This window comes from Meridianimarinicoccus marinus, assembly GCF_040689105.1.
Lineage (GTDB): Bacteria > Pseudomonadota > Alphaproteobacteria > Rhodobacterales > Rhodobacteraceae > Meridianimarinicoccus > Meridianimarinicoccus marinus.
Genome location: NZ_JBFBVU010000009.1, coordinates 19,912 through 43,432, shown reverse-complemented (window position 1 = coordinate 43,432; position 23,521 = coordinate 19,912). Strand labels below are relative to the sequence as shown.

Here is a 23,521-nt window from a genome sequence, read left to right as displayed (position 1 = left end):
TTTGGGGTCTGGGGCGCGGGGCCTCAGCCTTCGGTGGGCATGAAGTCCGCGATGGCCTCGTCGAAGCTGACCACGGTGCCGCCGCTGGCGGTGGCGAACTCCTCGGCCTCGCCCTTGCGCAGGAAGGTGGCGTAGTCGTCGCCCGAGCGGACCCAGAAGGCGGTCTTGCCGAACAGTTTCAGCCCGGTTTCGACGTCATAGACATAGGTGGCGTTCAGCTTGGCGCCGGTGCCGGTCATCTCGGCCATGGCGGCCAGGAACTCGGGCATGCCGGGATAGGTCGAAACCCCGTCGCGGGCATGCCAGATCTCCATCGGCAGACCGGCGTTGGCCGTGGCCGGGTCCACGACCACGGCCTTGTCGGCCTCATAGTCGACACCCAGATCGGCAAAGGCGGCCTTGGCGTAGTCCTCGGTGATCCAGGCGTCGAAATCCAGCGGCGGAATGGCCTTTTCGGCCACTAGAACCCCGTGGTTGAACTTCAGCGCGTCCACCCAGGCCGGCTTGATGGTCGGGTCCAGGGTCAGATGGCCGCCTTGCGAGAAATACAGGTACAGCACCTCTTTCTCGACGCCGGTCCAGCCTTCCATCAGCGACACGGCGGTCATCGGATCTTCGCGGATCCAGACACCGGCCTCGTAGACGGCCTTGATGAAGGCTTCGACGACTTCCGGGTATTCGGTGGCGAAATCCTCGCGGACGACGACACCGTGCAGATACGGCACGCCGGTTTCAGAACCGTCATAGATCTTGCGACCGGTGCCGCGGAATTCCATGATTTCGGACCAGGGGCAGAAATCGCTGTGCGCGTCGATCTTGCCCGCAGCGATATTGGCGGCCCCCACAGCCGGGCTCTGGTTCTTCAGCGAATAGGCAGCACTGGAGATGTTGTTGTCCTGCATCGCCTTCAGCAGCATGCCCCAGGCGGCCGAGCCCACCGGCGTCGACACGGCTTTGCCTTCCAGCTGGTCGATCGAATAGATGTCGCTGTCCACCGGCACCACAATGGCGTTGCCCGAGCCTTTCAGGTTATAGCCGGTGCCCGCCACATACAGCGTGCGCAGGCTGTCGGTTTCCTGGAACTTGGCGCCGTTCACGATCAGCGGGTAATCCCCCATGACCCCGAAGTTTAGCTTGCCGGCCATCATCTGGTTCGTGATCGGCCCGCCCGAGCTGTAATCGGCCCAGCTGACGTCATATTCGGCGTCGGCGTATTTGCCGTCGGTGGGCAGGTATTTCTCCAGCAGGCCAAGTTCCTTCACCACGATCCCGGCGGTGTAGGTGTCGGTGCACATGGACTGGTGGCCGATGGCAATCTTGATCTTTTCCGCCAGGGCGGGATTGGCGATGGACAGAAGGCCTGCGGCCAGCAATGTCCCCTTGAGAACCGGTTGTACGGTCATGGCTGTTTCCCCTTGAGTGATACTCCTGCCCCAGTATTCGCGCTGCACCTGCGAAACGCGAAGGCCGGAAGCAGAGGTCTGGCAAGGAAACACGCTGTTGCCTGAAATTTAGACCGGGATTTTGGGGATTGCGGGTTTCGGGGTCACAAAATTGACCCATTTTTCCGAAACTGGCGCGAATCACCGAGCCGTTTTAATGATTGTAATTCAATGACTTATACAATTACCGCGGGGCAGAAAAGCCCTCCGGCGCCAAGGACGCGAGGGGGCAAAATCTGTTTAATTTTAGGGCGCTGACAGCTTAGGCGGCTGCCATTTTTTCCAGCGCCCAGCGGACATTCTTGCGCACGTCGGGGTCCGCGTCATCGACATAGGGCAGCAGGAACTGCCGGGTGTCCGGCACCGCCAGCTCGCCCAGAACCGCCGCGCATTCCTTGCGCAGGTTCGGGATCGGCAGCGACATCATCGGGCCGATTTCCACGGCGGTTTCCTTGGCATCGAGACGTCCCAGCGAGCGCACGGCCTTCAGCCGCACCTGCCAGAAGTCATCCTCCAGCACCCGGCGCAGCGCCGGAATGCAGGCCGGGCCACCGGATTTGGACAGGGTCTCGGCGGCGGCCTCGCGCACCTGCCAGTCGGGATCGGTCAACGCCGCCATCAGCGTGCATTGTGCCGTCTCGGCCTTCGAGAACCCCAGCGCCAGTACCGCGGCCTTGCGCACTGCGGTTTCAGGATCGGCGGTGGCCGATTTCAGGTCGGTCAGCGAGTCCTCGTTCTGCAACCAGCCGATGACCCCCACCGCCTGCACCCGCACGGAAGGATTGGCATGGGTCAGGGCCTGGGTGGCGGGCACCCGCGCCTCGGGACGGCGCAGCTCCTTGATGCCCGCCAGGCAGGCCATCAGCGTATAGTCGTCGGAACTGTCCAGCAGCGGCAGGATAGAATCTCCGGCCGCAGGATCCTTCAACTCGGTCAGGCTGATCGCCGCCGCGTCGCGGACAGCGGCCTCGACATCGCCAAGTGCGCCGACCAGCGCCGCCGCCGTGTCCGGCCCGTCGAAATCGGTCAGGGCCTGCGCGGCCTGCTTGCGCACCCCCGCATCGTCATCCTTGATGGCACGGGCCAGATAGGGAATGGCGGCGGGATCGGCGCTGTCGGCCAGTTCGATCACCGCCATGATGCGGCCACCCGGAGACGGATCGTCCAGCCCCTCCGCCAGATCGGCGATATCGTCAAATTCTTCGAAAATCAGCGACATGACGGCCTCACTTCAACAGGAACGGGATGGTGACGGTGACCGCGCCGGTGGGGCAATCGGACTCGCAGGGCATGCAGTACCAGCATTCGTCGTACTTCATGAAGGCGGTCTTCTTGCCGCCTGGTGTTTCAGTGATGCGCAGCACGTCCAGCGGGCAGACATCCACGCAGACGGTACAGCCCTTGTCGGCGATACACTTGTCGTCGTCGATGGTGACGGGAACATTGGTTGCGGTTTGAGCCAGGGGCATACTTTGTCCTTCTCGTTACTCTGCGGCCACGGAGGCGCCGACGCGCTGCTTGTAATAGGCGTCCTTCTCGTCCTCGCCGATTTCGACCACATAGGGTTTCACATCCTGCTTGCGGTGCGCGGGCCTGCCGTCGTCGCCCTTGGTCAGGATCGTGTGGCAATTCCAGTTCTCGTCATCGCGGTCGTATTCGACGCGGTTGTGATACAGGCCCCAGCGGCTTTCGGTGCGGTACAGCGAGGCGGCGGCGGCCATATCAGCGCAATCCATGATCGACGCAGCTTCCAGACCCCGCATCAATTCGTGGGCATCGCGGACGTACATGGCGGTTTCCATGTCCTCGCGCACCTCGGCAAACCGTTGCTGGGCCAGTTCCATCTTGGCAGTGACTTTCGGCGGTTGCAGATAGTCGTTCACCAGACGGCGGGTCTTGTATTCGATCTGGTTGGGCGGGATGCCGTCGTCGCGCTTGGTGGGCGCCAGCACGCGGGTGCGCTCGGCCTCCACCTCGCCCTCGTCGAAAGCGGCGTAATCCACGTCGGCGATGTAGTCCGCCGCATCCTCGCCCGCGAAGGCACCATGGGTGAAGGCGCCCAGCATGTAGTTATGCGGCACGTTCGCCATGTCGCCGGCGGCATAGAGGCCGGGAATGGTGGTGCGGGCGTGTTCATCGACGAAAACGCCCGAGGCCGAATGGCCCGAGCAGAAGCCAATCTCCGAGATGTGCATCTCGATCATCTGCTTGCGGTAGTCGGTGCCGCGATTCTTGTGGAAATGGCCGCGCGTCGGGCGTTCGACGATGTGCAGCACGCGCTCGATCTCGGCAATGGTTTCCTCGGCCAGATGGTTCAGCTTCAGGAACACAGGGCCCTTGCCGCCCTGCAATTCGTCGAAGAACTCCTGCATCATCTGCCCCGACCAGTAGTCGCATTCGATGAAACGCTCGCCCGCCGCGTTCGACGTGAAGCCCCCCAGCGGACCCGCCACATAGGCACAGGCCGGGCCGTTGTAATCCTTGATCAGAGGGTTGATCTGGTAGCATTCGAGGTTCGCCAGCCCCGCCCCCGCGTGATAGGCCATGGAATAGCCCTCGCCCGAGTTCGAGGCGTTCTCATAGGTGCCGTACAGATAGCCGCTGGTCGGCAGGCCAAGACGCCCCGCAGCGCCGAGACCCATGATCACCGACTTGGCGCGGATCACCAGGAACTCGGCACTGCGGGTGTTGACACAGATCGCGCCGGCGATCCGCCCCTCTCCTGTCAACAATCGCGTAGCCATGTAGCGGTTCACGACATTGATGCGCGCCTTGCGCAATTGCCGGTACAGCGCCTTTTTCACCGTGTCGCCATTGGGCATCGGCAGCACATAGGTGCCGATATGGTGCACCTTCTTGACGTCGTATTCGCCGTTCTGATCCTTCTGGAAGCGGATGCCGAAGCTGTCCAGCTCCTGAATGATTCCATAGCATTCCTGCGCATAGCGATAGACCGCGGCCTGGTCGCAGATGCCGTCATTGGCGATGGTGATTTCCTTGGTGTACTGCTCGGGCGTGGCGAAACCGGGAATGACGGTGTTGTTCAGCCCGTCCATCCCCATCGAGATCGCGCCGGACCGCTTCACGTTGGCCTTGTCCAGCAGCACCACATTGGCCTTGGGGTTCTTGCGCTTGGCCTTCAGGGCCGCCATCGGGCCTGCGGTGCCGCCGCCGATGATCAGGATGTCACAATCGATCTGCGTCAGTCCGTCGAGAATCTCGTCCATGGTTCGGTCCTTGTTCACTTTCCCCCAGCCTGCGCCGCGGCGCAGCGAGGGTTCTGTCAATTACTTGTCAAACTGCGCCGCGAGTTCCCGAAGATAGGAAAACGGATAGATCGCGCGCTCGTGCCCGTCCGAGAAATGCACGTTCACGCCATAGCCGCCGATCTCGGCCAGGGTGGTGATGGTCAGCCCGTCATCGACCCGGATCTCGCCGTGATCGATCACCTCGCGCCGCGACCAGGCATCCATGGCCGAGCGGCGCAAATCCTTGGCGGACAACATGTTTTCCTGACCATCTTCCCATTTCAGGCGCAGGGCCTGGCAATCGTCCGTGGCGGCGAGTTCGCTGAGCATTCCGATCCTCCGGTTTCGCTTCGGATCCAGCTTGCCGGCAATCAGAACGGCCAAATAGCAATTTGTTGACGGACTGTGCTGCACTGCGGCGGCAAATTGGCCTCAAACAGCAGAGGACCACCCCATGACCTATGTCGTCACCGACAATTGCATCGGCTGCAAATACACCGACTGCGTCGATGTCTGCCCCGTCGATTGCTTCTATGAAGGCGAGAACATGCTCGTCATCCGCCCCGATGAATGCATCGACTGCGGCGTTTGCGAACCCGAATGCCCCGCCGACGCGATCCGCGCCGATACCGAGCCGGACATGGAAAAATGGGTCGCCTTCAACCAGAAGTACTCAGAAGTCTGGCCCGTCATCTACGAGGCCAAGGAACCCCTGCCCGATGCCGACGCCCAGGACGGCAAGGATGACAAGCTGACCACGATCTTTTCCGAGAACCCCGCCCAACAGGCGGCATGAGGACACCTGCATGAATATGGAAGCCCGCCGCCTGCCCGATGCGCAGACCGTCACCTCGGTCCAGCATTGGACCGACACCCTGTTTTCCTTCCGCGTGACGCGGCCCCGGTCGCTGAGGTTCAGATCCGGCGAATTCGTGATGATCGGCCTGATGAAGGACGATGGCCGCCCGCTGCTGCGCGCCTATTCCATCGCGTCGCCGTCCTGGGATGACGAGTTGGAGTTCTATTCGATTAAGGTGCCGGACGGGCCGCTGACCTCACGGCTGCAGAAAATCCAGCCGGGGGACGAGATCATCCTGCGGCCCAAGCCGGTGGGTACGCTGATCCATGACGCGCTGCTGCCGGGCAAGCATCTGTGGCTGGTCTGTACCGGCACCGGCGTCGCGCCTTTCGCCGCCATCCTGCGCGATCCAGAAACATGGGAGCGCTATGACAAGGTGATCCTCGCCCATACCTGCCGCACTCTGCCGGAACTGGATTATGGTCGGGAGTTGGTCGAGGCCCTGCCCGAAGATCCGCTGATCGGGGAACTGGTGGGTGACAAGTTGCATTATTACCCGACCACAACCCGCGAGGCGTCGCCCATCGAAGGGCGGATCAGCGATCACATCCGCTCGGGCCAGGTGTTCGCGCATTTCGGCCTGCCCGGATGGGCGCCCGACACCGACCGGGTCATGGTGTGCGGAAATCTTGCGCTGAACAAGGACATCATGGGGCTGTGCGAAGCGGCAGGCCTGCGCGAAGGCACCCAGAACGATCCGGCCGAATTCGTGGTGGAAAAGGCCTTCGTGGATTGATCTGACTGCCGGATGTTTGATCGGGGCGCCGCACGGGTGCCCCCATTTCTTGCTCAGACCCGCAAGCGCGGATAGGCTCGCCGGGCCGTGTTTTCCCAGACCGCGCGGCGCTGGTCCGGGGTCAGCTCCCCCAGAAGCGCCTCGGTCGCCGCCACCCAGTCGCCATAGCTGCCGGCCAGCGTGCACACCGGCCAGTCACTGCCCCAGATCAGGCGCTCGGGGCCGAACACCTTCAGAAGATGCCCGACATAGGGCGTCAGGCTGCGGGTGGTCCAATCCGGCCCGGCCTCGGTGATCAGGCCCGACAGTTTGCAGAAGGCGCCGGTGTCCGCGGCCAGCCGCGCCATGTGGTCGGACCAATCCTCGATCCGGCCCGTAGCGATCTCGGGCTTCGCACCGTGGTCGATCACCACGCGCAGGCCCGGATGGCGCACCAGAAGCGTCAGCAGCGCGTCAAGGTGCCGTGGCAGAACCAGCGCATCGAAGGTCAGCCCGGCGGCGATCATCGCCTCGAAGGCCGGGGCCAGTGTGTCGCGCAACATCCATGTGTCGTCGGGCAGATCCTGGATCATCGGGCGCAGGCCCAGCAGCCACGGGCTTTCCGCCAGCCGCGCGATCTGTTGCGCGGCGTCCGGGGCTTCGAAATCGGCCCAGCCGACGACGCCCGCCACCAGATCCGAGGATTCGGCGATGCCCAGCAGATATTCGGTTTCCGCCAGCGTCGGCGCGGCCTGCACCAGCACCGTCGCCCGCACCCGGGCCTGCGCGGCCAGCGGCTGCAGGTCTTCCGGCCCGAAATCACGGTAGAGCGGCGCAAGATCCGGCGTCAGCCAGCCATAGTCGCCGCGATCCAGACGCCAGAAGTGCTGATGCGCGTCGATCCTCATCCGATCACGCCCTTGGTCAGGATGATGTTGCCGTACAGGCGCCTTTCGCCGGTCTGCACCACGGCGAATGCCGCGCGGGCGCGGTCGTAGAAGGCGAACCGCTCGACCGAGCCCAGCCGGACCGGCTTGTCGGCGCAGTCGCTTACCACCTGCTGGAAGGCGGCCACGGCCTCGGGCACGGCGGTCGGATCGCCTACCACCTGCATGGTCACTGCCGGTTCCGGCACATACGGGTCGAGCGGCAACAGGCTGAGCACCGCGCGCAGCATGTCAGTGGCATTGCTGGCCTCAGCCCGGATCACGCGTTGGCCCATGCTGGCGGCGGGGAAATTGGCGTCGGCAATGACGATCTCGTCGCCATGGCCCATTTCGGCCAGGGTAAACAGCAGATCGGGCGACAGGATCGGGTCGATGTTACGCAGCATGGATGGTCTCCTCGGGAAGGGGCGCGTCGGGACGGATCAGCCCCGCGCCGCGCAAATCGGTCCACAGCGCGGGCGGGATCGCGCGCTCAAGCAACGCCACATTCTGCGCCACTTCTGCCGCCGAAGTCGCACCGGGCACCACGGTGCGCACAGCGGGATGGCCCAGCACGAATTGTAGTGCTGCAGCGATCAGGGGCGTGTCATGGGCCGCGCAGACGGCCTCGATGCGCGCCACGCGATCAAGGATCTCGGGCGGGGCTTCGGCGTAGTTGTACTTGGCGCCCGGCACTGCGCCGGTGGCGAGGATGCCCGAGTTATACGGTCCGCCCAGAATGATCCCCACGTCGCGATCCACGCAAAGCGGCAGGAAACTGTCGAGCGCCTCCTGCTCCAGCAGGGTGTATCGGCCTGCCAGCAGGAAGCAGTCGAAATCGCCCAGCCCCAACAGCCGTTCGCAGACCTGCCATTCGTTGACCCCCGCGCCGATGGCCTTGACCTGCCCCGCCTCGCGCAATTCGATCAGCGCGCGGTAGCCGCCTTGGTCGAACAACTCGCGCACCCGCGCATCGCTGGCCGCTTGCGAGCCCTGCGAAAAGGCGCAGACGTCATGCACCAGCAGAATGTCGATGCGGTCGGTGCGCAGCCGCGCCAGGCTTTCCGCGTGCGAGCGCATGACCCCGTCATAGGAATAGTCGAACTGGATCCGTTTCTGCGGCACATCAACGAAGGCCTCTGGGGTGACCTCCTCCGGGGCACAGTCCAGCAGCAGCCGCCCCACTTTAGACGACAGCACGATGTTGTCGCGGCCGTGGCGCGCCAGCCCCTCGGCAAAGCGCATCTCGGACCGGCCCAGCCCGTATTGCGGCGCGGTATCGAACAGGCGGATGCCCGCATCGAAGGCTGCCGAGAAGGCGCCCTGCGCATCCGCGTCGGACAAGGCCCGGTAGAGATTGCCCAGCGGCGCGCCGCCGAACCCCATGCGGGTGACAGCCAGACCGGTGCGGTCTGTCAGGGAAACGGGGTCGGATACACGCATGGGCTACCTCAGGGTTTGAACAATCCGGGATGGCTTTCGGACAGGGCGTCGATCAGCCTGGTCACTTCGTCCAGATGCACCGCCATGGCCTTGCGCGCGGCCTCGCCGTCCTGCGCCTTGATCGCATCGAAGATCGCCTGATGCTCGGTGATCGTGTCCTCGACCCGGCGCTGGCCGGGCAGCAGCAGGCGGCGGGCGCGGGTCATGTGCAGGCCGACGATCTCGGTCTGGGCCGACAGGCGGGCAAATCCGGTGGCGGCATGGATCAACTCGTGAAAGGCCTCGTCGGTATGGAAGAACTCTTCCCGCGCGCCGTCGGCGGCCAGCAGCTTCTGCCGATGCATCGAACGGGCCAGCGCGCCCAGATCGGCCTCGCTGCGGGTTTCCGCCACCCGTTCCACCGCCGCCTGTTCCAGCGCCTTGCGCATGAAGGCGGCTTCGTGGAAATCGGCCAGCGACAGGTAGCACACCCGCGACCCCGATTGCGGCGTGATCTCGACCAGCCCTTCCGCCGACAGCCGCGCGATGGCCTCGGCCACCGGCGAGCGCGATACGTCGAACCGCGCGCATAATTCGGGTTTGCGCAGGGCCACGCCCGGCGGCGCGTCCAGCGACAGGATTGCCTGCTTCAGCGACTGATAGACCCGCGCGGCCAGAGAGCCTTCGAAGTTGGACAGATCGCCCAGCTTCTCGACGTTGAATTCGGTGGAAATGTCCATGGCTAGCCCTCCCTGAAGTACCGGGGATATGTCTGCTCCAGCGGCTTCAGATACGGCACCAGCTGCCCTAGATGAAAGCGCATGGCTTTGACGGCAGCGGGCGCATCCTGGCGGCGGATCCCCTCGAACACCTCCCTGTGCTCGACAATCGTTTCGGCAGGACGTCCGGCTTCAGGAAGCAGGAGTTGCCTTGCGCGATGCAATTGCAATGACACCTGTGCCGCAAAGTCCGAGACCCGGTCAAGGCCGGTAAATCCCTGCAACAAGGCGTGAAACTCCATATCGGCCTCGAAAAAGCCGCGGGTATCACCATCCTCGACCAGCAATTCCTGCAAACGCAGGTTGCGCCCCAGCTGCGCCAGTTGCGCCTCGGTGCGTGTCTGCGCCACCTGTTCTACCACAGCGCCCTCGATGGCGCTACGCAGGAAGGTCTCCTCGCGCAGCGCCGCCACCGACAGGGGCGCGACACGGGCAGTCACCTGCGGCATGGCGACGACCAGCCCTTCGGCGGCAAGAATGGCGATGGCTTCGGTCACCGGCGCGCGCGAGACGCCGAACCGCTGCGCCAGTTCCGCCTTGCGCAGCGGTGCACCGGGCGGGAAGGTCAGATCGAGGATCGCCCCGCGCAGCACATGATGGATGCGCTGCGCCAGCGAGCCCGCGGAACTGCGCAGGTCGGGCAGATCATTCATCCCAGACGGCTCGGCCACCGGCGTCATCCTCATGCGCAGTCTTCCCTTGCAACCGTGCAGCGACCCTGCCACAGGAATCTGCACCTGTCAACTAACATGCCAGTTGACAGGTGCGGCGGAATTCGTCTACGACTCGTCGGACTGCTGCACGAAAGGAAGCCGCCATGTCTGCACGATCCAGCGTGATCCGCCTGAGTCCGCAAGACAATCTTGTGGTGGCATTGGCGGACCTGCCGCAGGGGGTCCTGATCGACGGCTTGGACATCGGCTTGCCGCAGCCTGTCGCGCGTGGGCACAAGATCTGCACCCAGGCCATCGCCGCCGGGGAAAACGTGCTGCGCTATGGCCAGATCATCGGGCAGGCCAAGGCCGCGATCGCGCCGGGCGACCACATCCATACCCACAATCTGGGCATGGGCGACCATCATCAGGATTATGCCTTCTGTGCCGACACCCGCGCGCTGCCCGAGGCCGGGAATTCGGATACCTTCCAAGGCTACGCCCGCGCCGACGGCCGCGTCGGAACCCGCAATTACCTTGGCATCCTGACCTCGGTGAACTGTTCGGGATCGGTGGCGCGCTTTGTCGCCGAAGCCGCCGAGAAATCGGGCCTGCTGGACGAATTCCCCAACATCGATGGCATCGTGCCGATCACGCATGGCACCGGCTGTGGCATGTCCGCGACGGGCGAAGGCTATGCCACGCTGTTCCGCACCCTTCAGGGCTATGCCCGGCATCCGAATTTCGGCGGTATCCTGCTGATCGGGTTGGGCTGCGAGGTCATGCAGATCGCCGATCTGGTGGGCAACCGGCCGATCCGGGCCGATGGCGCGCTGCGCTACATGACCATACAGCACCAGGGCGGCACCCGTGCCACCATCAACAAGGGGCTGGAGGAGTTGCGCGGCATCGGCGAGATCGCCAATCGCGCCACCCGCAGCACCGCGCCCGCCTCGGCCCTGACGCTGGGCATGCAATGCGGCGGCTCGGACGGCTATTCCGGCATCACCGCGAACCCGGCGCTTGGGGCGGCCTCGGATCTGTTGGTGCGCCAGGGCGGCACCACGATCCTGTCGGAAACCTCTGAGATTTATGGCGCCGAACATCTTTTGACGCGCCGCGCCGTCAGCCCCGAGGTCGGCGAGAAACTGATTGCCCGCGTGCGCTGGTGGGAAGACTACTGCGCCCGCAACGGTGGCGAGATGGACAACAACCCCTCCCCCGGCAACAAGCGCGGCGGGCTGACGACCATCCTTGAGAAATCCCTGGGCGCGGTCGCCAAAAGCGGCACCGCACCGCTGAGCGGCGTCTATCTGTTCGCCGAGGCCATCGACACCCCCGGCTTCGTCTTCATGGACAGCCCCGGCTTCGACCCCTGTTCGGTCACCGGCCAGATCGCCTCCGGCGCCAATCTGATCGCCTTCACCACCGGGCGCGGCTCGGTCTCGGGCTACCAGCCGGTGCCGGGCATCAAGATCGCCACCAACAGCGAGATGTACGCCCGCCTGAAAGACGACATGGACGTCAACTGCGGCGACATCGTGACCGACGGGATCTCGATCGAGGACAAGGGCCGCGAGATCTACGACCTGTTCCTGCGCATCGCTTCGGGCGAGAAAACGAAAAGCGAAGAGCTGGGCTTTGGCGGGGTGGAATTCGTCCCCTGGCAAATCGGCGCGGTGATGTGAGCGCAAAGGACGAGAGACAGACACAATGACTTTTGCCGGAAAAACCATCCTGATGACCGCCTGCGGGCAGGGTATTGGACGGGCCTCGTCCCTGGCCGCCGCTGCGCAGGGCGCGCGGGTGATTGCCACCGACATCAACCAAGCCGCGCTGGACAGCCTCGCGGGGACCGAGGGCATCGAGACCCGCCTGCTGGATGTGACCGACGCCGCCGCCATCACGGCGCTGGCCGCCGAGCTGCCGGATCTGGACGGGCTGTTCAACTGTGCGGGCTTCGTGCACCACGGCACGATCCTGGACGTGTCGGACGAGGATTGGGCCTTTTCCAACGAGATCAACGTCACCTCGATGGTGCGCACCTGCCGCGCTTTCCTACCCGGAATGTTGCGCCGGGCCGAGACCACCGGCACCGCCGCGATCCTGAACGTGGCCTCGATGGCGTCCTCGGTAAAGGGGTTTCCCAACCGCACCGCATATGGCGCGACCAAGGCTGCCGTGATCGGGCTGACCAAGGCCATCGCTGCCGATTTCGTGACCAAAGGTGTGCGCTGCAACGCGCTGTGTCCGGGCACCGTGGATACGCCATCGCTGCGCGGCCGGATTGCCGCTGCCGCCAATCCGGAGCAGGCCGAGAAAGATTTCATCGCCCGCCAGCCCATGGGCCGGCTGGCCACGGTGGACGACATGACACCCACCGTCCTGCATCTGCTTGGCGACGGCAGCCGTTTCGTCACCGGGCAAGCCATTCTGGTTGATGGAGGCGTCACAATATAGGCGCGGGTTCGAGCAAGGGAGGGCTTGAACGATGACACCACTGGTTGAAATGACAGGGATCGAAAAGCGCTTTCCGGGCGTTCACGCCCTGCGCAACGTGCAATTCGATCTGTATCCGGGTGAGGTTCACGCCCTGATGGGCGAAAACGGCGCGGGCAAATCCACGCTGATGAAGATCCTGTCGGGCATCTACCCGCGCGACGGCGGCCAGATCCGGGTGGCTGGCAAACCCGCCGCCCCGTCCTCGCCCCGCGAGGCACAGGATCTGGGCATCGGCATCATCCATCAGGAGTTGAGCTTGATGAACGATCTGACCGCCGCGCAGAACGTGCTGATCGGGCGCGAACCCCGGCGCAGTTTCGGCCGTCTGGACGAAGCCGCGCTGAACCGGCAGACCGCCGAGATCTTCGCCGCGATGAACCTGAAGATCGATCCCAAGTCCCATGTCGGCGGCCAGACCATCGCCCGCCAGCAGTTGATCGAGATTGCCAAGGCACTGTCCTATCGCCCCCGCGTCCTGATCATGGACGAACCCACCGCCGCCCTGAACGACGCCGAGATCGCCGAGTTGTTCGAGGTCATCGCACAACTGAAGGCCGATGGCGTCGGCATCGTCTACATCAGCCACCGCATGGACGAGATCAAGCGCATCGCCGACCGGGTGACCGTCATGCGCGACGGCGCCTGGATCGACACCGTGCCCGCTGCCGAAACACCGCTGTCGCAGATCATCGCGCTGATGGTGGGGCGCGAGGTCTCGGAACAGCCGCCCGCTGTGCCCGACCTGTCCGGTGCAGAAGTGGCGCTGAAGGTCGAGGGCCTGCGCCGGGGCCACGAGATCAAGGACGTCAGCTTCGAGGTGCGGCGCGGCGAGATCCTGGGCTTTGCCGGGCTGATGGGCGCGGGCCGGACCGAGGTCGCGCGCGCCATCTTCGGCGCCGATCTCAAGGACGCGGGCACCATCACCGTGCACGGGCGCGAGGTCCGCATCCGCGCTCCGCATGACGCGGTGGCCGCCGGCATTGGCTATCTGTCCGAGGATCGCAAGCATTTCGGGCTGGCGCTGGACATGTCGGTGCGCGCCAATATCGCCATGGCCAGCCTTCAGCGGTTCACCTCGCGCATGGGCGTGCTGGACGAGGCCGGGATGGAAGCCACCGCCAAGGACTACATCCAGCGGCTGGGCATCCGCACACCCTCGGACCAGCAACCGGCGCGGCTGTTGTCGGGGGGCAACCAGCAGAAGGTCGTCATTGCCAAATGGCTGGAGCGTGACTGCGATATCCTGATTTTCGACGAACCCACGCGCGGCATCGACGTCGGCGCGAAATCCGAAATCTACCGCCTGCTGGAACAACTTGCCGCCGAGGGCAAGACGATCATCGTGATCTCGTCGGAACTGCCCGAGGTGCTGCGGCTGAGCCACCGCATCGCGGTGATGTGCGAGGGCCGGCTGACCGGTATACTTCCCGGCGGTGCTGGCACGTCTCAGGAACAGATCATGGAGCTGGCGACACGGCGTGAAGCCGTCATGGCGCCGACAGGAGACTGAAATGACCGCAACCACAAATGCCCCGACCTCCCCAACCGTCTTGGGCCGCATCGGGGCCGCCGTGGCGCACCAACGGGTGCTGGCCTTTGCCTCGCTGATCGTGCTGCTGGCGGTGTTCTCGCTGGCCTCGCCCAACTTCATGCAGATGTCGAACATGATCGCCATTCTGCAGGCCACCAGCGTCAATGGCGTGCTGGCGGTGGCGGCCACGCTGATCATCATCACCGGCGGCATCGACCTGTCGCTGGGCACGATGATGACCTTCACCGCCGTGATCGCGGGCGTCGTGCTGACCTATGCCGGGCTGCCCCTGCCGCTGGGCGTGCTGGCGGCCATCGGCGCGGGCGCGGCCTGCGGCTTCTGCTCGGGCAGCTTCATCGCGCGGATGAAGATCCCGCCCTTCATTGCAACGCTGGGCATGATGCTGATCCTCAAGGGCATGTCGCTGATCATCTCGGGCACCCGGCCGATCTATTTCAACGACACGCCGGGATTTTCCGACATTTCGCGCGGCTCCCTGATCGGCGAGATCCTGCCCTTCGCCCCGATCCCTAACGGCGTGCTGATCCTGTTCCTCGTGGCGGGTGCCGCGGCCTATGTGCTGCAACGCACCGCCCTTGGCCGCTATACCTTCGCGCTTGGGTCCAACGAAGAGGCCGTGCGCCTGTCCGGCGTCAACACCATTCGCTGGAAGATCGCCATCTATTCGCTGGCGGGCGCCATCGTCGGCATTGCGGGCCTGCTGATCGCCTCGCGCCTCAACTCGGCGCAACCGGCGCTGGGGCTGGGCTATGAACTGGAAGCCATCGCCGCGGTGGTCATCGGCGGCACCTCGCTGTCGGGCGGGCGCGGCTCCATCATGGGCTCGCTCATCGGCGCGCTGATCATGGCGGTGCTGACCAACGGGCTGCGGGTGCTGTCGGTGGCCCAGGAATGGCAGACCGTCGTCACCGGCGCGATCATCATCCTGGCGGTCTATGCCGATATGCTGCGCCGCCGCAGATCCAATTGAATTCATCACATGACGGGGGACCCAACCCCCGCGCCCCAGACACGCAACCGGAGGAAAAACATATGTTGTCCCGTCGTACCCTACTTGGCGCTCTCGCCATTTCCGGCCTCGTCGCCAGCCCGCTGGCCGCCCAGGAGGTCTATATTCCACTGATTTCGAAAGGCTTCCAGCACCAGTTCTGGCAGGCGGTGAAGGCCGGCGCCGATCAGGCCGCCTCCGAGGCCGGTGTGCGCATCACCTTTGAAGGCCCCGACAATGAAACCATGGTCGACCGCCAGATCGACATGCTGTCGGCCGCGCTGGCCAATTCGCCCAAGGCCATCGGCTTTGCCGCGCTCGACAGCCAGGCGGCGATCCCGATCCTGCGCGACGCCCATGAAAGCGGCATTCCGATCGTGGCCTTCGACAGCGGTGTCGACAGTGACATCCCGGTGACCACCGCCACCACCGACAACGTTGCCGCCGCGGCCCTGGCCGCCGACAAGATGGCCGAGATGATCGGCGGCGCGGGCAAGGTGGCCGTGGTCGCCCATGACCAGACCTCGCGTACCGGGATCGACCGTCGGGACGGCTTTCTCAACCGCATGGAAGAAGCCTATCCCGACGTCGAAGTCGTGACCGTTCAATACGGTGCCGGCGACCAGTTGCAATCAACCGAGGTGGCCAAGGCCATCCTGGTGGCCAACCCCGACCTGAAGGGCATGTTCGGCACCAACGAGGGCTCGGCCATCGGCGTGGTCAACGCGGTGCGCGAACTGGGCACCGAGGGTCTGGTGGTGATCGGCTATGACAGCGGCAAGGCGCAGAAGGATGCCATCCGCGAAGGCCTCATGTCCGGCGCAATCACCCAGAACCCGGTGGGCATCGGCTATGAAACCGTGATGGCGGCGGTCAAGGCGATCAACGGCGAAACCCTGCCGCCGATCATCGACACCGGCTTCTACTACTACGATGCCACCAACATCGACGATCCCAAGATCCAGGCGGTTCTGTACGACTGATCTGGCCCTGGCTGGCGGTCGCTTTGTCCCCGCCGGCCACAATTAACTAACCGGACGGGTCCGCTCCAAAGGCGGACCCGTTTTCCGTTTCGCCCCGGCGCACCGCCCGCGAATCCGGTTGACGCGCTTTCGCCGGGCCTTCCACTGTGGGCGGGCAGATGCCGCAACCGGAGGTCGCAATGCCGATTGAAAACGCTCCCTTTTCACAGGCCGAATACGACCGGCGGATCGCGCTGACCCGCGCCGCCATGCAGGACGCCGGCATCGATGTGCTGTTCCTGACCAACCCGTCGAACATGCATTGGCTGACCGGCTATGACGGCTGGTCCTTCTATGTGCATCAGGGGGTGATCCTGACAATGGAGGGCGCGCCTTTCTGGTGGGGCCGCCTGATGGACGGCAACGGCGCGCGCCGCACGGTCTGGATGGAAGATGGGCAGATCCTGCATTACGCCGACCGCTACGTGCAGGCGCCGGACATTCACCCGATGGACGATCTGGCCTCGCACCTGCGGATCATGGGCTTTGGTGACAAGCGCATCGGTGTCGAGATGGAGACCTATTTCTTCACCGCCCGCGCCTTTGCCGCGCTGGCCGAAGGTCTGCCCAAGGCGCAGTTCATCGACGCCTCGACGCTGGTGAACTGGCAACGGCTGGTGAAATCCCCCGACGAGCTTGACTTCATGCGCCGCGCCGCGCGGATTTCGGAACTGGTGATCGGGCGGGCGATGGAACTGGCCGAGCCGGGGATGCGCAAGCATGAACTGGTGGGAGAACTGTTCAAGACCGCCGTGCAGGGCGAGGATGACAGCTGGGGCGACTACCCGGCCATCGTGCCGTTGCTGCCATCCGGCAAAGACGCCTCGGCCCCGCATCTGACCTGGAACGGCGAGGCCCTGAAACAGGGCGAGGCCACCTTCATCGAGCAATCGGGCTGCTACCGCCGCTATCACGCGCCGCTGTGCAGGTCGATCTTCTTCGGCAAACCGCCGCAGTTCATGCTGGACGCCGCAGAGGCGCTGACCGAAGGGTTGAACGCCGGGATCGAGGTGGCCCGCGCCGGCAACCGCGCCTGCGACATCGCCCGCGCCCTGGACGCGGAACTGGTGAAGGTCGGCATCGACCGACCCAACCGCTGCGGCTATGCCGTGGGGCTGAGCTATCCGCCGGACTGGGGCGAGCACACGGTGTCGCTGCGCGCCTTTGATGAGACCGTTCTGGAACCCGGCATGACCTTCCATTTCATGCCCGGCCTGTGGATGGACACCTGGGGGCTGGAGACCACCGAGACCATCCTGATCCGCGACGGTGGCCCGGCCGAGCCGCTGTGCAATGTGCCCCGCAAGCTGTTCGTGAAGGATTGAGCAGATGGACGATCTGGAGCACTGCCGGCAGATCCTGGGCGACCTGGTGGGGTTCAACACGGTCTCGTCGCGCTCCAACATGGAGGCCATCCACTATATCGCGACGCTGCTGGAAGCTGCCGGCGCGCGGGTCGAGGTGATGGTGGATGCCAGCGGCACCAAGGCCAACCTCTTTGCCACGCTCGGGCCGGAGGCGCCGGGTGGGCTGGTGTTGTCGGGCCATAGCGACGTTGTGCCGGTGGCGGACCAGCCCTGGACCACCGATCCCTTCACCCTGACCGAAGGCGACGGGCGTCTCTACGGGCGCGGCACCTGCGACATGAAGGGCTTCATCGCCGCCTGCCTGACCAAGCTGGACGTGCTGCGCGACGCCGCCCGAACCCGTCCCATCCATTTCGCCTTCACCCATGACGAGGAGGTCGGCTGCCTTGGTGCCCGCCATCTGGTCGAGGTTCTGGCCGCCCGCGAGATCCGCCCCGGCCTGGCCCTGATCGGCGAGCCGACCTCGATGCAGGTGATCGACGGCCACAAGGGCTGCTGCGAATACACCGTGACCTTCACCGGGACCGAAGGCCATGGCTCGGCCCCGCACCGGGGCGTCAACGCGGTGGAATACGCGGCACGCTACATCGCCCATCTGCTGGAGTTGCGCGAGACCCTGAAGACCCGCGCCGCCGGGGCCACGCAGTTCGATCCGCCCTACACCACAATCAACGTCGGACGGCTGTCAGGCGGCCACGCTCACAATGTCATCGCCGGTCATGCGGAACTGGAGTGGGAAATGCGCCCCACCCTGCCCGGCGACATGGAATTCGTGAACGACGCGGTTGCCGCCCATGTGCGCGACGTGCTTTTGCCCGCGATGCGCCGGGTCTCTCCGCTGGCGCAGATCCGCACCGAGGTGGTGGGCGAAGTGGCCGGCCTGACCCCGATGGAAGTCAACGCTGCCCGCGATCTGGTGTTCCGGCTGACCGGTGCCAATCGCGCCGGCACCGTCCCCTTCGGAACCGAAGCCGGATTGTTCCAGCAGATCGGCATGGACGCGGTGATTTGCGGGCCCGGTTCCATCGATCAGGCGCACAAGCCCGACGAGTTCGTGACGCTGGATCAATTGGCCCAATGCCTGTCCATGCTGGACCGTCTGCGCCACAGTTTCCGCGCGTAGCACCCCCAACAGACTGAGAATAAGGCCAGACTTCTGTTCAGCGGTGTATACGACCGGTGTTCGACCTTTGGCCAATATCGCCGCGTCTTCCGGCGCTCTACCATCCTTGGCAGAGCAACCCTGCGGAGCACACCGCCCTGCCCACCGACTCTGCGTATCCCCGCCGGGCGATGTCCATCGCCCGATCCTTCCCGGCTGCGCACCGGTCGTCTTTCGGGCTTTGGCCGGATGCCCCGCAGCGGTGCCGCCAAGACAAGACGAACTTTACATCCGGGATTTTTAGACCCGGGAACTTCAGGAGGAACCCCATGAACGAAATGACCCATACCGAAACCGGCACTTATCAGTCGCCGTTCAAGCTGCGCTATGACAACTACATCGGCGGCAAGTTTGTGCCCCCGGTCAATGGCCGCTATTTCGAGAACGTCACCCCGATCACCGGCGCGATGATCAACGAAGTGGCCCGTTCGGATGCCGCTGACATCGAACTGGCACTGGATGCGGCCCATGCGGCCAAGGGCGGCTGGGGCAGCACCTCGGCGGCGGAACGCTCCAACGTGCTTCTGAAGATCGCCGACCGTATCGAAGCCAACATCGAACTTCTGGCACAGGCCGAAACCTGGGACAACGGCAAGCCGATCCGCGAAACCATGGCCGCCGACATCCCGCTTTCGGCGGATCACTTCCGCTATTTCGCCGGGGTTCTGCGGGCGCAGGAAGGCAACATGTCGGAGATCGACGCCGACACCGTGGCCTATCACTTCCACGAGCCGCTGGGCGTCGTCGGCCAGATCATCCCGTGGAACTTCTCGATCCTGATGGCCGCGTGGAAACTGGCACCCGCGCTGGCGGCCGGCAACTGCATCGTGATGAAGCCCGCCGAACAGACCCCGGCTGCGATCATGGTTCTGGCCGAGCTGATCAACGACCTGCTGCCCGGCGGCGTGCTGAACATCGTCAACGGCTTTGGCGGCGAATGCGGGGCGGCGCTGGCGACCTCCAAGCGCATTGCCAAGATCGCCTTCACCGGCTCCACTGCCACCGGTCGCAAGATCATGGAAGCGGCCACCGTCAACCTGATCCCGGTTACGCTGGAACTGGGCGGCAAGTCGCCGAACATCTTCTTCTCGGACGTGATGGCCAAGGATGACGCCTTCCTCGACAAGGCCGTCGAAGGCTTCGTGCTGTTCGCCTTCAACCAGGGCGAGGTTTGCACCTGCCCCAGCCGCGCGCTGATCCAGGAAGACATCTATGACGAGTTCATCGCCCGCGCCATCGAACGGGTGAAGGCCATCAAGCACGGTGACCCGCGCCATCCCGACACCATGGTCGGCGCACAGGCTTCGAAAGAGCAGCAGGACAAGATCCTGTCCTATCTGACCATCGGCCGCGAAGAAGGCGCCGAGGTTCTGGTGGGCGGTGATGCAGCCCGCTTCAACGGCGAACTTGCCGGCGGCAACTACATCCAGCCGACCATCCTGAAGGGCCACAACAAGATGCGGGTCTTCCAGGAAGAGATCTTTGGCCCGGTCGTGTCCGTGACCACCTTCAAGGACGAAGAAGAGGCGCTCGCCATCGCCAATGACACCATGTACGGCCTGGGCGCCGGCGTGTGGTCGCGCGATGCCAACACCTGCTACCGCTTTGGCCGCGCCATCGAGGCCGGTCGCGTCTGGGTGAACAACTACCACGCCTACCCGGCCCATGCGGCCTTCGGCGGCTACAAGCAGTCCGGCATCGGGCGCGAGAACCACAAGATGATGCTGGACCACTACCAGCAGACCAAAAACATCCTGATGAGCTACAACCCCAACAAGCTGGGCTTCTTCTAGGCTCCTCCCCGGCGGTGGCCCTTGCGGGGCCGCCGCCAAAATATCACCCCCTATCCCCTTCACCGTCGTCCCCTTCGGGGCGGCGGTGTTGGTTTCAGGGGGCGGTCAGGCCAGCGCGGCGATGGCCTTGCGGGCACCCAGCCGGATCAGGCCGTCATAGACCTGGGTCAACTCCGGGGCGATGGATGCGGCCAGACCGGGGTTGAAAACCTCGCGCAGCGCCAGAAGGCCCGCCACCGTTTCCGCAGGGCTGGTCGCGGCCCCGGAAATCGCGGCAAACTGTGCGGCCAGCGGGTCGCGCACGTCGATGGGCTGGCCCGCCTCGTCAACCCCGCCGACATAGCGCATCCAGCCCGCCACGGCGAGGATCAGCCCCGGACAGGCCCTGCCCGCTGTGCGATTCTCGGCAAGGGTCGCCAATATCCGCTGCGGTAGCTTCTGGCTGCCATCCATCGCGATCTGCCACGTGCGATGCCGGATCGCCGGGTTGGTATAGCGGGCTTGCAGGGCGCGGGCATAGGCGGTCAGATCCTGCCCCGGCGGCGGGGAGAGCGCGGGCTGGATCTCGTCCTGCCACAGAGCCTGCACATAGGTCCGGAACACCGGGTCGCCCATGGTGTCGGCAATTGTCTGATGCCCGGCCAGATAGCCCAGATAGGCCAGCGCGGAATGGGTGCCGTTCAGCATCCGCAGCTTCATGTGCTCGAAAGGCGTCACATCGGCGACCATCTGTACGCCGACGGCGGCCAGATCGGGGCGGGCGTCCTCGACGAAATCATCCTCGATCACCCATTGGCGGAACGGCTCGCGAATCACCGGTGCGGCGTCGTGGCGGCCGGTGGCCTTGGCCAGCGCCGCTATGTCCTCGGGCCTTGTGGCCGGCACGATGCGATCGACCATGCTGGACGGGAACCGCCCCTCGTCGGCTATCCAATCGGCCAGATCCGGGTCAATCGCCCGCGCGAGATCCAGCACCACGCCGCGCACGATGCGGCCGTTTTCGGGAAGGTTGTCGCAACTGAGTACGGTGAACGGGGCCAGCCCGGCCTGCCACCGCCGTTCCAACGCGCGCACCAGCACGCCCGGGGCGGATATCGGAAGGCGGGATCCAAGATCGTACCGAATGTCGGGATGGTCGAGGTTCAGCCGCCCGGTGGACGGCGCGTGGCAATAGCCCTTTTCGGTGACTGTCAGGGTCACGATGCGGATCGCCGGATCGGACATCACGGCCAGCACCGCTTCGGGATCTTCGGGCGCAACGCGCACATCCACAACGCTGTTGACCAAACGCGGGATCGCGCCCTCCGGGTGCCGCGCCACCGCCGTATAGACCCCGCCCTGCGGCAGCAGCGCATCACGGGTACCGGGCGAACGCAGCGAGATCCCGATGATCCCCCAGTCGCCGCCTGATACGCTCAGCGCGTCATCCAAATAGACCGCGCCATGGGCCCGAAAGAACGCCCCCAGCCCCAGATGCACAATGCCCGGTCTGGGCGCGGGCCCGGACCGGGTCAGCCGTGGCAGAGCCTCCGGGTCAGCGGGCAAGCCAGCCGCCATCCACGTTCAGAACCGTGCCGTGGATATAGCGCGCGGCGGGCGAGGACAGGAACACCGCCGCCTCGCCGATGTCCGACGGTGCGCCCCAGCGCCCGGCCGGGATTCTTTCCAGGATCTGGCGGGAGCGTTCGGGATCGTTGCGCAGGGCTTCGGTGTTATTGGTCTCGATGTAACCCGGCGCGATGGCATTCACATTGATGCCCTTCGCGGCCCATTCATTGGCCAGCAGCTTGGTCAGCCCCGCCACCCCATGTTTCGACGCGGTGTAGGAGGGCACCCGGATGCCGCCCTGAAACGACAGAAGCGAGGCGATGTTGACGATTGCTGCGCTGCCCTGACGCGCCAGAACCGCCTTGGCGAAACTCTGGCAAGTGAAGAACAGCGCCTTGAGGTTCACATCCATCACGTCGTCCCAGTCGGCCTCGCTGAAATCGACGCTGTCGTCGCGACGGATGATCCCGGCGTTGTTGACCAGAATGTCGATCTCGCGGCCTGCAAACACCTCGCGCGCTGCCATCGGGTCGGTGAAATCCAGCAGCATCTCTTCGCCGGACGCGATCTGCCCGACCGTTTCGGCGCAACTGCGGCGGCCGGCACAGATCACATGCGCCCCCGCCCGCCCCAGCGACACGGCGATGGCCTGCCCGATGCCGGTGTTGGCCCCGGTCACCAGCGCGGTGCGCCCCTCCAGCGAAAAGGGCGTCAACGCAGATCCTCCATCGCCACCATGTCCATGTCGGTGAAATCGGCGTTGTCCCCGGCCATCGCCCAGCAGAAGGTGTAGGATCCGGTGCCCGCGCCCGAGTGGATCGACCACGGCGGCGAGATCACCGCCTCTTCATTGGCCATGACCAGATGCCGGGTTTCCTCGGGGCGGCCCATGAAGTGGAACACACGTGCATCGGCACCCAGATCGAAATACAGATAGGCCTCCATCCGGCGATCATGGACGTGGCAGGGCATGGTGTTCCAGACCGATCCCGGCAGGAACTGGGTATAGCCCATGGTCAGTTGGCAGGTTTCCTGAACGTCGGGATGCAGAAACTGGATGATGACCCTCTCGTTCGCGGTCTCCTTGCTGCCCAGTTCCAGACGCTTGGCCTCGGACGGCTTGATCAGCCGCGACGGGCACACCCGATGCGCCGGGGTCGAGACCAGATAGAACCGGCCTTCACCCGCGAATTCCACCGCGCCCGAGCCCATGCCCAGATACAGGACGTCGCCGGCTTCCATCGCGTAGGATTGGCCCGCCGCCGAAACGGTGCCCGCACCGCCGATGTTCAGAACCCCAATCTCGCGCCGCTCCAGGAGGCTTTCGGTGCCGGTGTTGTCGACCTTGTCCAGGGTCAGCGGCGCGCCATCTGGCACGACAGACCCCAGGATCATCCGGTCATAATGGCTGTAGACCAGCTTGATCTCGCCCGGCTGGAACAAGTCCCCGACGTGGAAGTGATCGCGCAGAGCCTGAGTGTCCAGGGTCTTACCGGTGGCGGGATCGATGGCGTGGCGGATGGCAACAGGTGTCATGGTGGAC

General features: G+C 64.8%; 23 protein-coding genes. 10 read left to right on the top strand and 13 right to left on the bottom strand.

Features of this window, described 5'->3' with window-relative positions; genetic code table 11:
* Window positions 1-23: 23 nt before the first annotated feature.
* The 5 genes from AB0T83_RS09025 to AB0T83_RS09005 form a co-directional block, all read right to left on the bottom strand.
* Window positions 24-1,403, bottom strand: a complete 1,380-nt coding sequence (locus AB0T83_RS09025) for an ABC transporter substrate-binding protein (protein ID WP_366192706.1) — start codon at window positions 1,401-1,403, stop codon at window positions 24-26.
* 301 nt (window positions 1,404-1,704) lie between these two features.
* Window positions 1,705-2,661 (bottom strand): HEAT repeat domain-containing protein, encoded by a 957-nt coding sequence (locus AB0T83_RS09020; RefSeq protein ID WP_366192705.1) that lies wholly within the window; start codon window positions 2,659-2,661, stop codon window positions 1,705-1,707.
* 7 nt (window positions 2,662-2,668) lie between these two features.
* On the bottom strand, window positions 2,669-2,911 hold the full coding sequence (locus AB0T83_RS09015) for a 4Fe-4S dicluster domain-containing protein (protein ID WP_366192704.1): 243 nt from the start codon (window positions 2,909-2,911) through the stop codon (window positions 2,669-2,671).
* 15 nt (window positions 2,912-2,926) lie between these two features.
* On the bottom strand, window positions 2,927-4,669 hold the full coding sequence (locus tag AB0T83_RS09010) for a fumarate reductase/succinate dehydrogenase flavoprotein subunit (protein WP_366192703.1): 1,743 nt from the start codon (window positions 4,667-4,669) through the stop codon (window positions 2,927-2,929).
* A 60-nt stretch (window positions 4,670-4,729) separates the two neighbouring features.
* Window positions 4,730-5,020 carry a DUF971 domain-containing protein gene (locus AB0T83_RS09005; protein WP_366192702.1) on the bottom strand — a complete coding sequence of 97 codons (291 nt, stop codon included), beginning with the start codon at window positions 5,018-5,020 and terminating at the stop codon, window positions 4,730-4,732.
* Between the two features lie 124 nt (window positions 5,021-5,144).
* Here AB0T83_RS09005 and fdxA point away from each other — a divergent pair, with 124 nt between their 5' ends.
* Together fdxA and AB0T83_RS08995 are read left to right on the top strand one after the other, a co-directional pair.
* Window positions 5,145-5,486, top strand: a complete 342-nt coding sequence (gene fdxA / locus AB0T83_RS09000) for a ferredoxin FdxA (protein WP_366192701.1) — start codon at window positions 5,145-5,147, stop codon at window positions 5,484-5,486.
* Window positions 5,487-5,496: 10 nt separating this feature from the next.
* Complete coding sequence (locus AB0T83_RS08995) at window positions 5,497-6,285, top strand: ferredoxin--NADP reductase (protein WP_366192700.1); 789 nt, start codon at window positions 5,497-5,499, stop codon at window positions 6,283-6,285.
* A gap of 53 nt (window positions 6,286-6,338) precedes the next feature.
* Here the strand turns inward: AB0T83_RS08995 and AB0T83_RS08990 are convergent, their stop codons facing one another.
* The 5 genes from AB0T83_RS08990 to AB0T83_RS08970 are packed head-to-tail and all read right to left on the bottom strand — an operon-like array spanning window position 6,339 to window position 10,077.
* The gene (locus tag AB0T83_RS08990; RefSeq protein WP_366192699.1) at window positions 6,339-7,172 is read right to left on the bottom strand and encodes an amidohydrolase family protein; all 834 of its coding nucleotides are present in this window, start codon (window positions 7,170-7,172) and stop codon (window positions 6,339-6,341) included.
* Window positions 7,169-7,597, bottom strand: a complete 429-nt coding sequence (locus AB0T83_RS08985; protein ID WP_366192698.1) for an RbsD/FucU family protein — start codon at window positions 7,595-7,597, stop codon at window positions 7,169-7,171. Before AB0T83_RS08985 ends, AB0T83_RS08990 begins: the two co-directional genes overlap by 4 nt.
* On the bottom strand, window positions 7,587-8,633 hold the full coding sequence (locus AB0T83_RS08980; RefSeq protein ID WP_366192697.1) for an aldo/keto reductase: 1,047 nt from the start codon (window positions 8,631-8,633) through the stop codon (window positions 7,587-7,589). Before AB0T83_RS08980 ends, AB0T83_RS08985 begins: the two co-directional genes overlap by 11 nt.
* Window positions 8,634-8,641: 8 nt before the next feature.
* Window positions 8,642-9,352: a GntR family transcriptional regulator gene (locus AB0T83_RS08975; RefSeq protein WP_366192696.1), complete on the bottom strand. Its 711-nt coding sequence runs from the start codon at window positions 9,350-9,352 to the stop codon at window positions 8,642-8,644.
* Window positions 9,353-9,354: 2 nt separating this feature from the next.
* A complete protein-coding gene (locus AB0T83_RS08970; RefSeq protein WP_366192695.1) occupies window positions 9,355-10,077 on the bottom strand; it encodes a GntR family transcriptional regulator in 723 nt (240 codons plus the stop codon).
* Window positions 10,078-10,208: 131 nt separating this feature from the next.
* On the opposite strand from AB0T83_RS08970, the gene AB0T83_RS08965 reads away from it, so the two are divergent.
* The 8 genes from AB0T83_RS08965 to adh all read left to right on the top strand — a co-directional run bounded on the left by AB0T83_RS08965 (window position 10,209) and on the right by adh (window position 20,430).
* Entirely contained in the window at window positions 10,209-11,732 is a 1,524-nt protein-coding gene (locus AB0T83_RS08965; RefSeq protein WP_366192694.1) for a UxaA family hydrolase, read from the top strand.
* 25 nt (window positions 11,733-11,757) lie between these two features.
* A complete protein-coding gene (locus tag AB0T83_RS08960) occupies window positions 11,758-12,504 on the top strand; it encodes an SDR family oxidoreductase (protein WP_366192693.1) in 747 nt (248 codons plus the stop codon).
* A gap of 31 nt (window positions 12,505-12,535) precedes the next feature.
* Window positions 12,536-14,056, top strand: coding sequence for a sugar ABC transporter ATP-binding protein (locus tag AB0T83_RS08955; protein WP_366192692.1), 1,521 nt, complete (start codon window positions 12,536-12,538; stop codon window positions 14,054-14,056).
* 1 nt (window position 14,057) lies between these two features.
* Window positions 14,058-15,068 carry an ABC transporter permease gene (locus tag AB0T83_RS08950; protein ID WP_366192691.1) on the top strand — a complete coding sequence of 337 codons (1,011 nt, stop codon included), beginning with the start codon at window positions 14,058-14,060 and terminating at the stop codon, window positions 15,066-15,068.
* Window positions 15,069-15,130: 62 nt separating this feature from the next.
* Complete coding sequence (locus AB0T83_RS08945; protein ID WP_366192690.1) at window positions 15,131-16,069, top strand: ABC transporter substrate-binding protein; 939 nt, start codon at window positions 15,131-15,133, stop codon at window positions 16,067-16,069.
* A 179-nt stretch (window positions 16,070-16,248) separates the two neighbouring features.
* Window positions 16,249-17,433 (top strand): M24 family metallopeptidase, encoded by a 1,185-nt coding sequence (locus AB0T83_RS08940; protein WP_366192689.1) that lies wholly within the window; start codon window positions 16,249-16,251, stop codon window positions 17,431-17,433.
* A gap of 4 nt (window positions 17,434-17,437) precedes the next feature.
* On the top strand, window positions 17,438-18,598 hold the full coding sequence (gene argE, locus AB0T83_RS08935; protein WP_366192688.1) for an acetylornithine deacetylase: 1,161 nt from the start codon (window positions 17,438-17,440) through the stop codon (window positions 18,596-18,598).
* A gap of 308 nt (window positions 18,599-18,906) precedes the next feature.
* Complete coding sequence (gene adh, locus AB0T83_RS08930; protein WP_366192687.1) at window positions 18,907-20,430, top strand: aldehyde dehydrogenase; 1,524 nt, start codon at window positions 18,907-18,909, stop codon at window positions 20,428-20,430.
* A gap of 105 nt (window positions 20,431-20,535) precedes the next feature.
* Here adh and AB0T83_RS08925 read toward each other — a convergent pair whose 3' ends face one another.
* The 3 genes from AB0T83_RS08925 to kduI are packed head-to-tail and all read right to left on the bottom strand — an operon-like array spanning window position 20,536 to window position 23,514.
* Window positions 20,536-21,975, bottom strand: a complete 1,440-nt coding sequence (locus tag AB0T83_RS08925) for a mannitol dehydrogenase family protein (protein WP_366192686.1) — start codon at window positions 21,973-21,975, stop codon at window positions 20,536-20,538.
* On the bottom strand, window positions 21,965-22,693 hold the full coding sequence (kduD, locus tag AB0T83_RS08920) for a 2-dehydro-3-deoxy-D-gluconate 5-dehydrogenase KduD (RefSeq protein ID WP_366192685.1): 729 nt from the start codon (window positions 22,691-22,693) through the stop codon (window positions 21,965-21,967). The genes AB0T83_RS08925 and kduD overlap by 11 nt, the downstream gene beginning before the upstream one ends.
* Window positions 22,690-23,514, bottom strand: coding sequence for a 5-dehydro-4-deoxy-D-glucuronate isomerase (gene kduI / locus AB0T83_RS08915; RefSeq protein WP_366192684.1), 825 nt, complete (start codon window positions 23,512-23,514; stop codon window positions 22,690-22,692). The genes kduD and kduI overlap by 4 nt, the downstream gene beginning before the upstream one ends.
* Window positions 23,515-23,521 lie beyond the last annotated feature (7 nt).

Excerpts from the sequence above, each read along its gene's own strand:
- argE (WP_366192688.1), top strand. The coding sequence starts at position 17,438 with ATGGACGATCTGGAGCACTGCCGGCAGATCCTGGGCGACCTGGTGGGG.
- AB0T83_RS08960 (WP_366192693.1), top strand. The coding sequence starts at position 11,758 with ATGACTTTTGCCGGAAAAACCATCCTGATGACCGCCTGCGGGCAGGGT.
- AB0T83_RS08995 (WP_366192700.1), top strand. The coding sequence starts at position 5,497 with ATGAATATGGAAGCCCGCCGCCTGCCCGATGCGCAGACCGTCACCTCG.
- AB0T83_RS08940 (WP_366192689.1), top strand. The coding sequence starts at position 16,249 with ATGCCGATTGAAAACGCTCCCTTTTCACAGGCCGAATACGACCGGCGG.
- adh (WP_366192687.1), top strand. The coding sequence starts at position 18,907 with ATGAACGAAATGACCCATACCGAAACCGGCACTTATCAGTCGCCGTTC.
- AB0T83_RS08990 (WP_366192699.1), bottom strand. The coding sequence starts at position 7,172 with ATGAGGATCGACGCGCATCAGCACTTCTGGCGTCTGGATCGCGGCGAC.
- AB0T83_RS09020 (WP_366192705.1), bottom strand. The coding sequence starts at position 2,661 with ATGTCGCTGATTTTCGAAGAATTTGACGATATCGCCGATCTGGCGGAG.
- AB0T83_RS08950 (WP_366192691.1), top strand. The coding sequence starts at position 14,058 with ATGACCGCAACCACAAATGCCCCGACCTCCCCAACCGTCTTGGGCCGC.
- AB0T83_RS08955 (WP_366192692.1), top strand. The coding sequence starts at position 12,536 with ATGACACCACTGGTTGAAATGACAGGGATCGAAAAGCGCTTTCCGGGC.
- AB0T83_RS08970 (WP_366192695.1), bottom strand. The coding sequence starts at position 10,077 with ATGAGGATGACGCCGGTGGCCGAGCCGTCTGGGATGAATGATCTGCCC.
- AB0T83_RS09015 (WP_366192704.1), bottom strand. The coding sequence starts at position 2,911 with ATGCCCCTGGCTCAAACCGCAACCAATGTTCCCGTCACCATCGACGAC.
- AB0T83_RS08965 (WP_366192694.1), top strand. The coding sequence starts at position 10,209 with ATGTCTGCACGATCCAGCGTGATCCGCCTGAGTCCGCAAGACAATCTT.
- AB0T83_RS08975 (WP_366192696.1), bottom strand. The coding sequence starts at position 9,352 with ATGGACATTTCCACCGAATTCAACGTCGAGAAGCTGGGCGATCTGTCC.
- AB0T83_RS08985 (WP_366192698.1), bottom strand. The coding sequence starts at position 7,597 with ATGCTGCGTAACATCGACCCGATCCTGTCGCCCGATCTGCTGTTTACC.
- AB0T83_RS09010 (WP_366192703.1), bottom strand. The coding sequence starts at position 4,669 with ATGGACGAGATTCTCGACGGACTGACGCAGATCGATTGTGACATCCTG.
- fdxA (WP_366192701.1), top strand. The coding sequence starts at position 5,145 with ATGACCTATGTCGTCACCGACAATTGCATCGGCTGCAAATACACCGAC.
- AB0T83_RS08980 (WP_366192697.1), bottom strand. The coding sequence starts at position 8,633 with ATGCGTGTATCCGACCCCGTTTCCCTGACAGACCGCACCGGTCTGGCT.
- AB0T83_RS09025 (WP_366192706.1), bottom strand. The coding sequence starts at position 1,403 with ATGACCGTACAACCGGTTCTCAAGGGGACATTGCTGGCCGCAGGCCTT.
- kduI (WP_366192684.1), bottom strand. The coding sequence starts at position 23,514 with ATGACACCTGTTGCCATCCGCCACGCCATCGATCCCGCCACCGGTAAG.
- AB0T83_RS08945 (WP_366192690.1), top strand. The coding sequence starts at position 15,131 with ATGTTGTCCCGTCGTACCCTACTTGGCGCTCTCGCCATTTCCGGCCTC.
- AB0T83_RS09005 (WP_366192702.1), bottom strand. The coding sequence starts at position 5,020 with ATGCTCAGCGAACTCGCCGCCACGGACGATTGCCAGGCCCTGCGCCTG.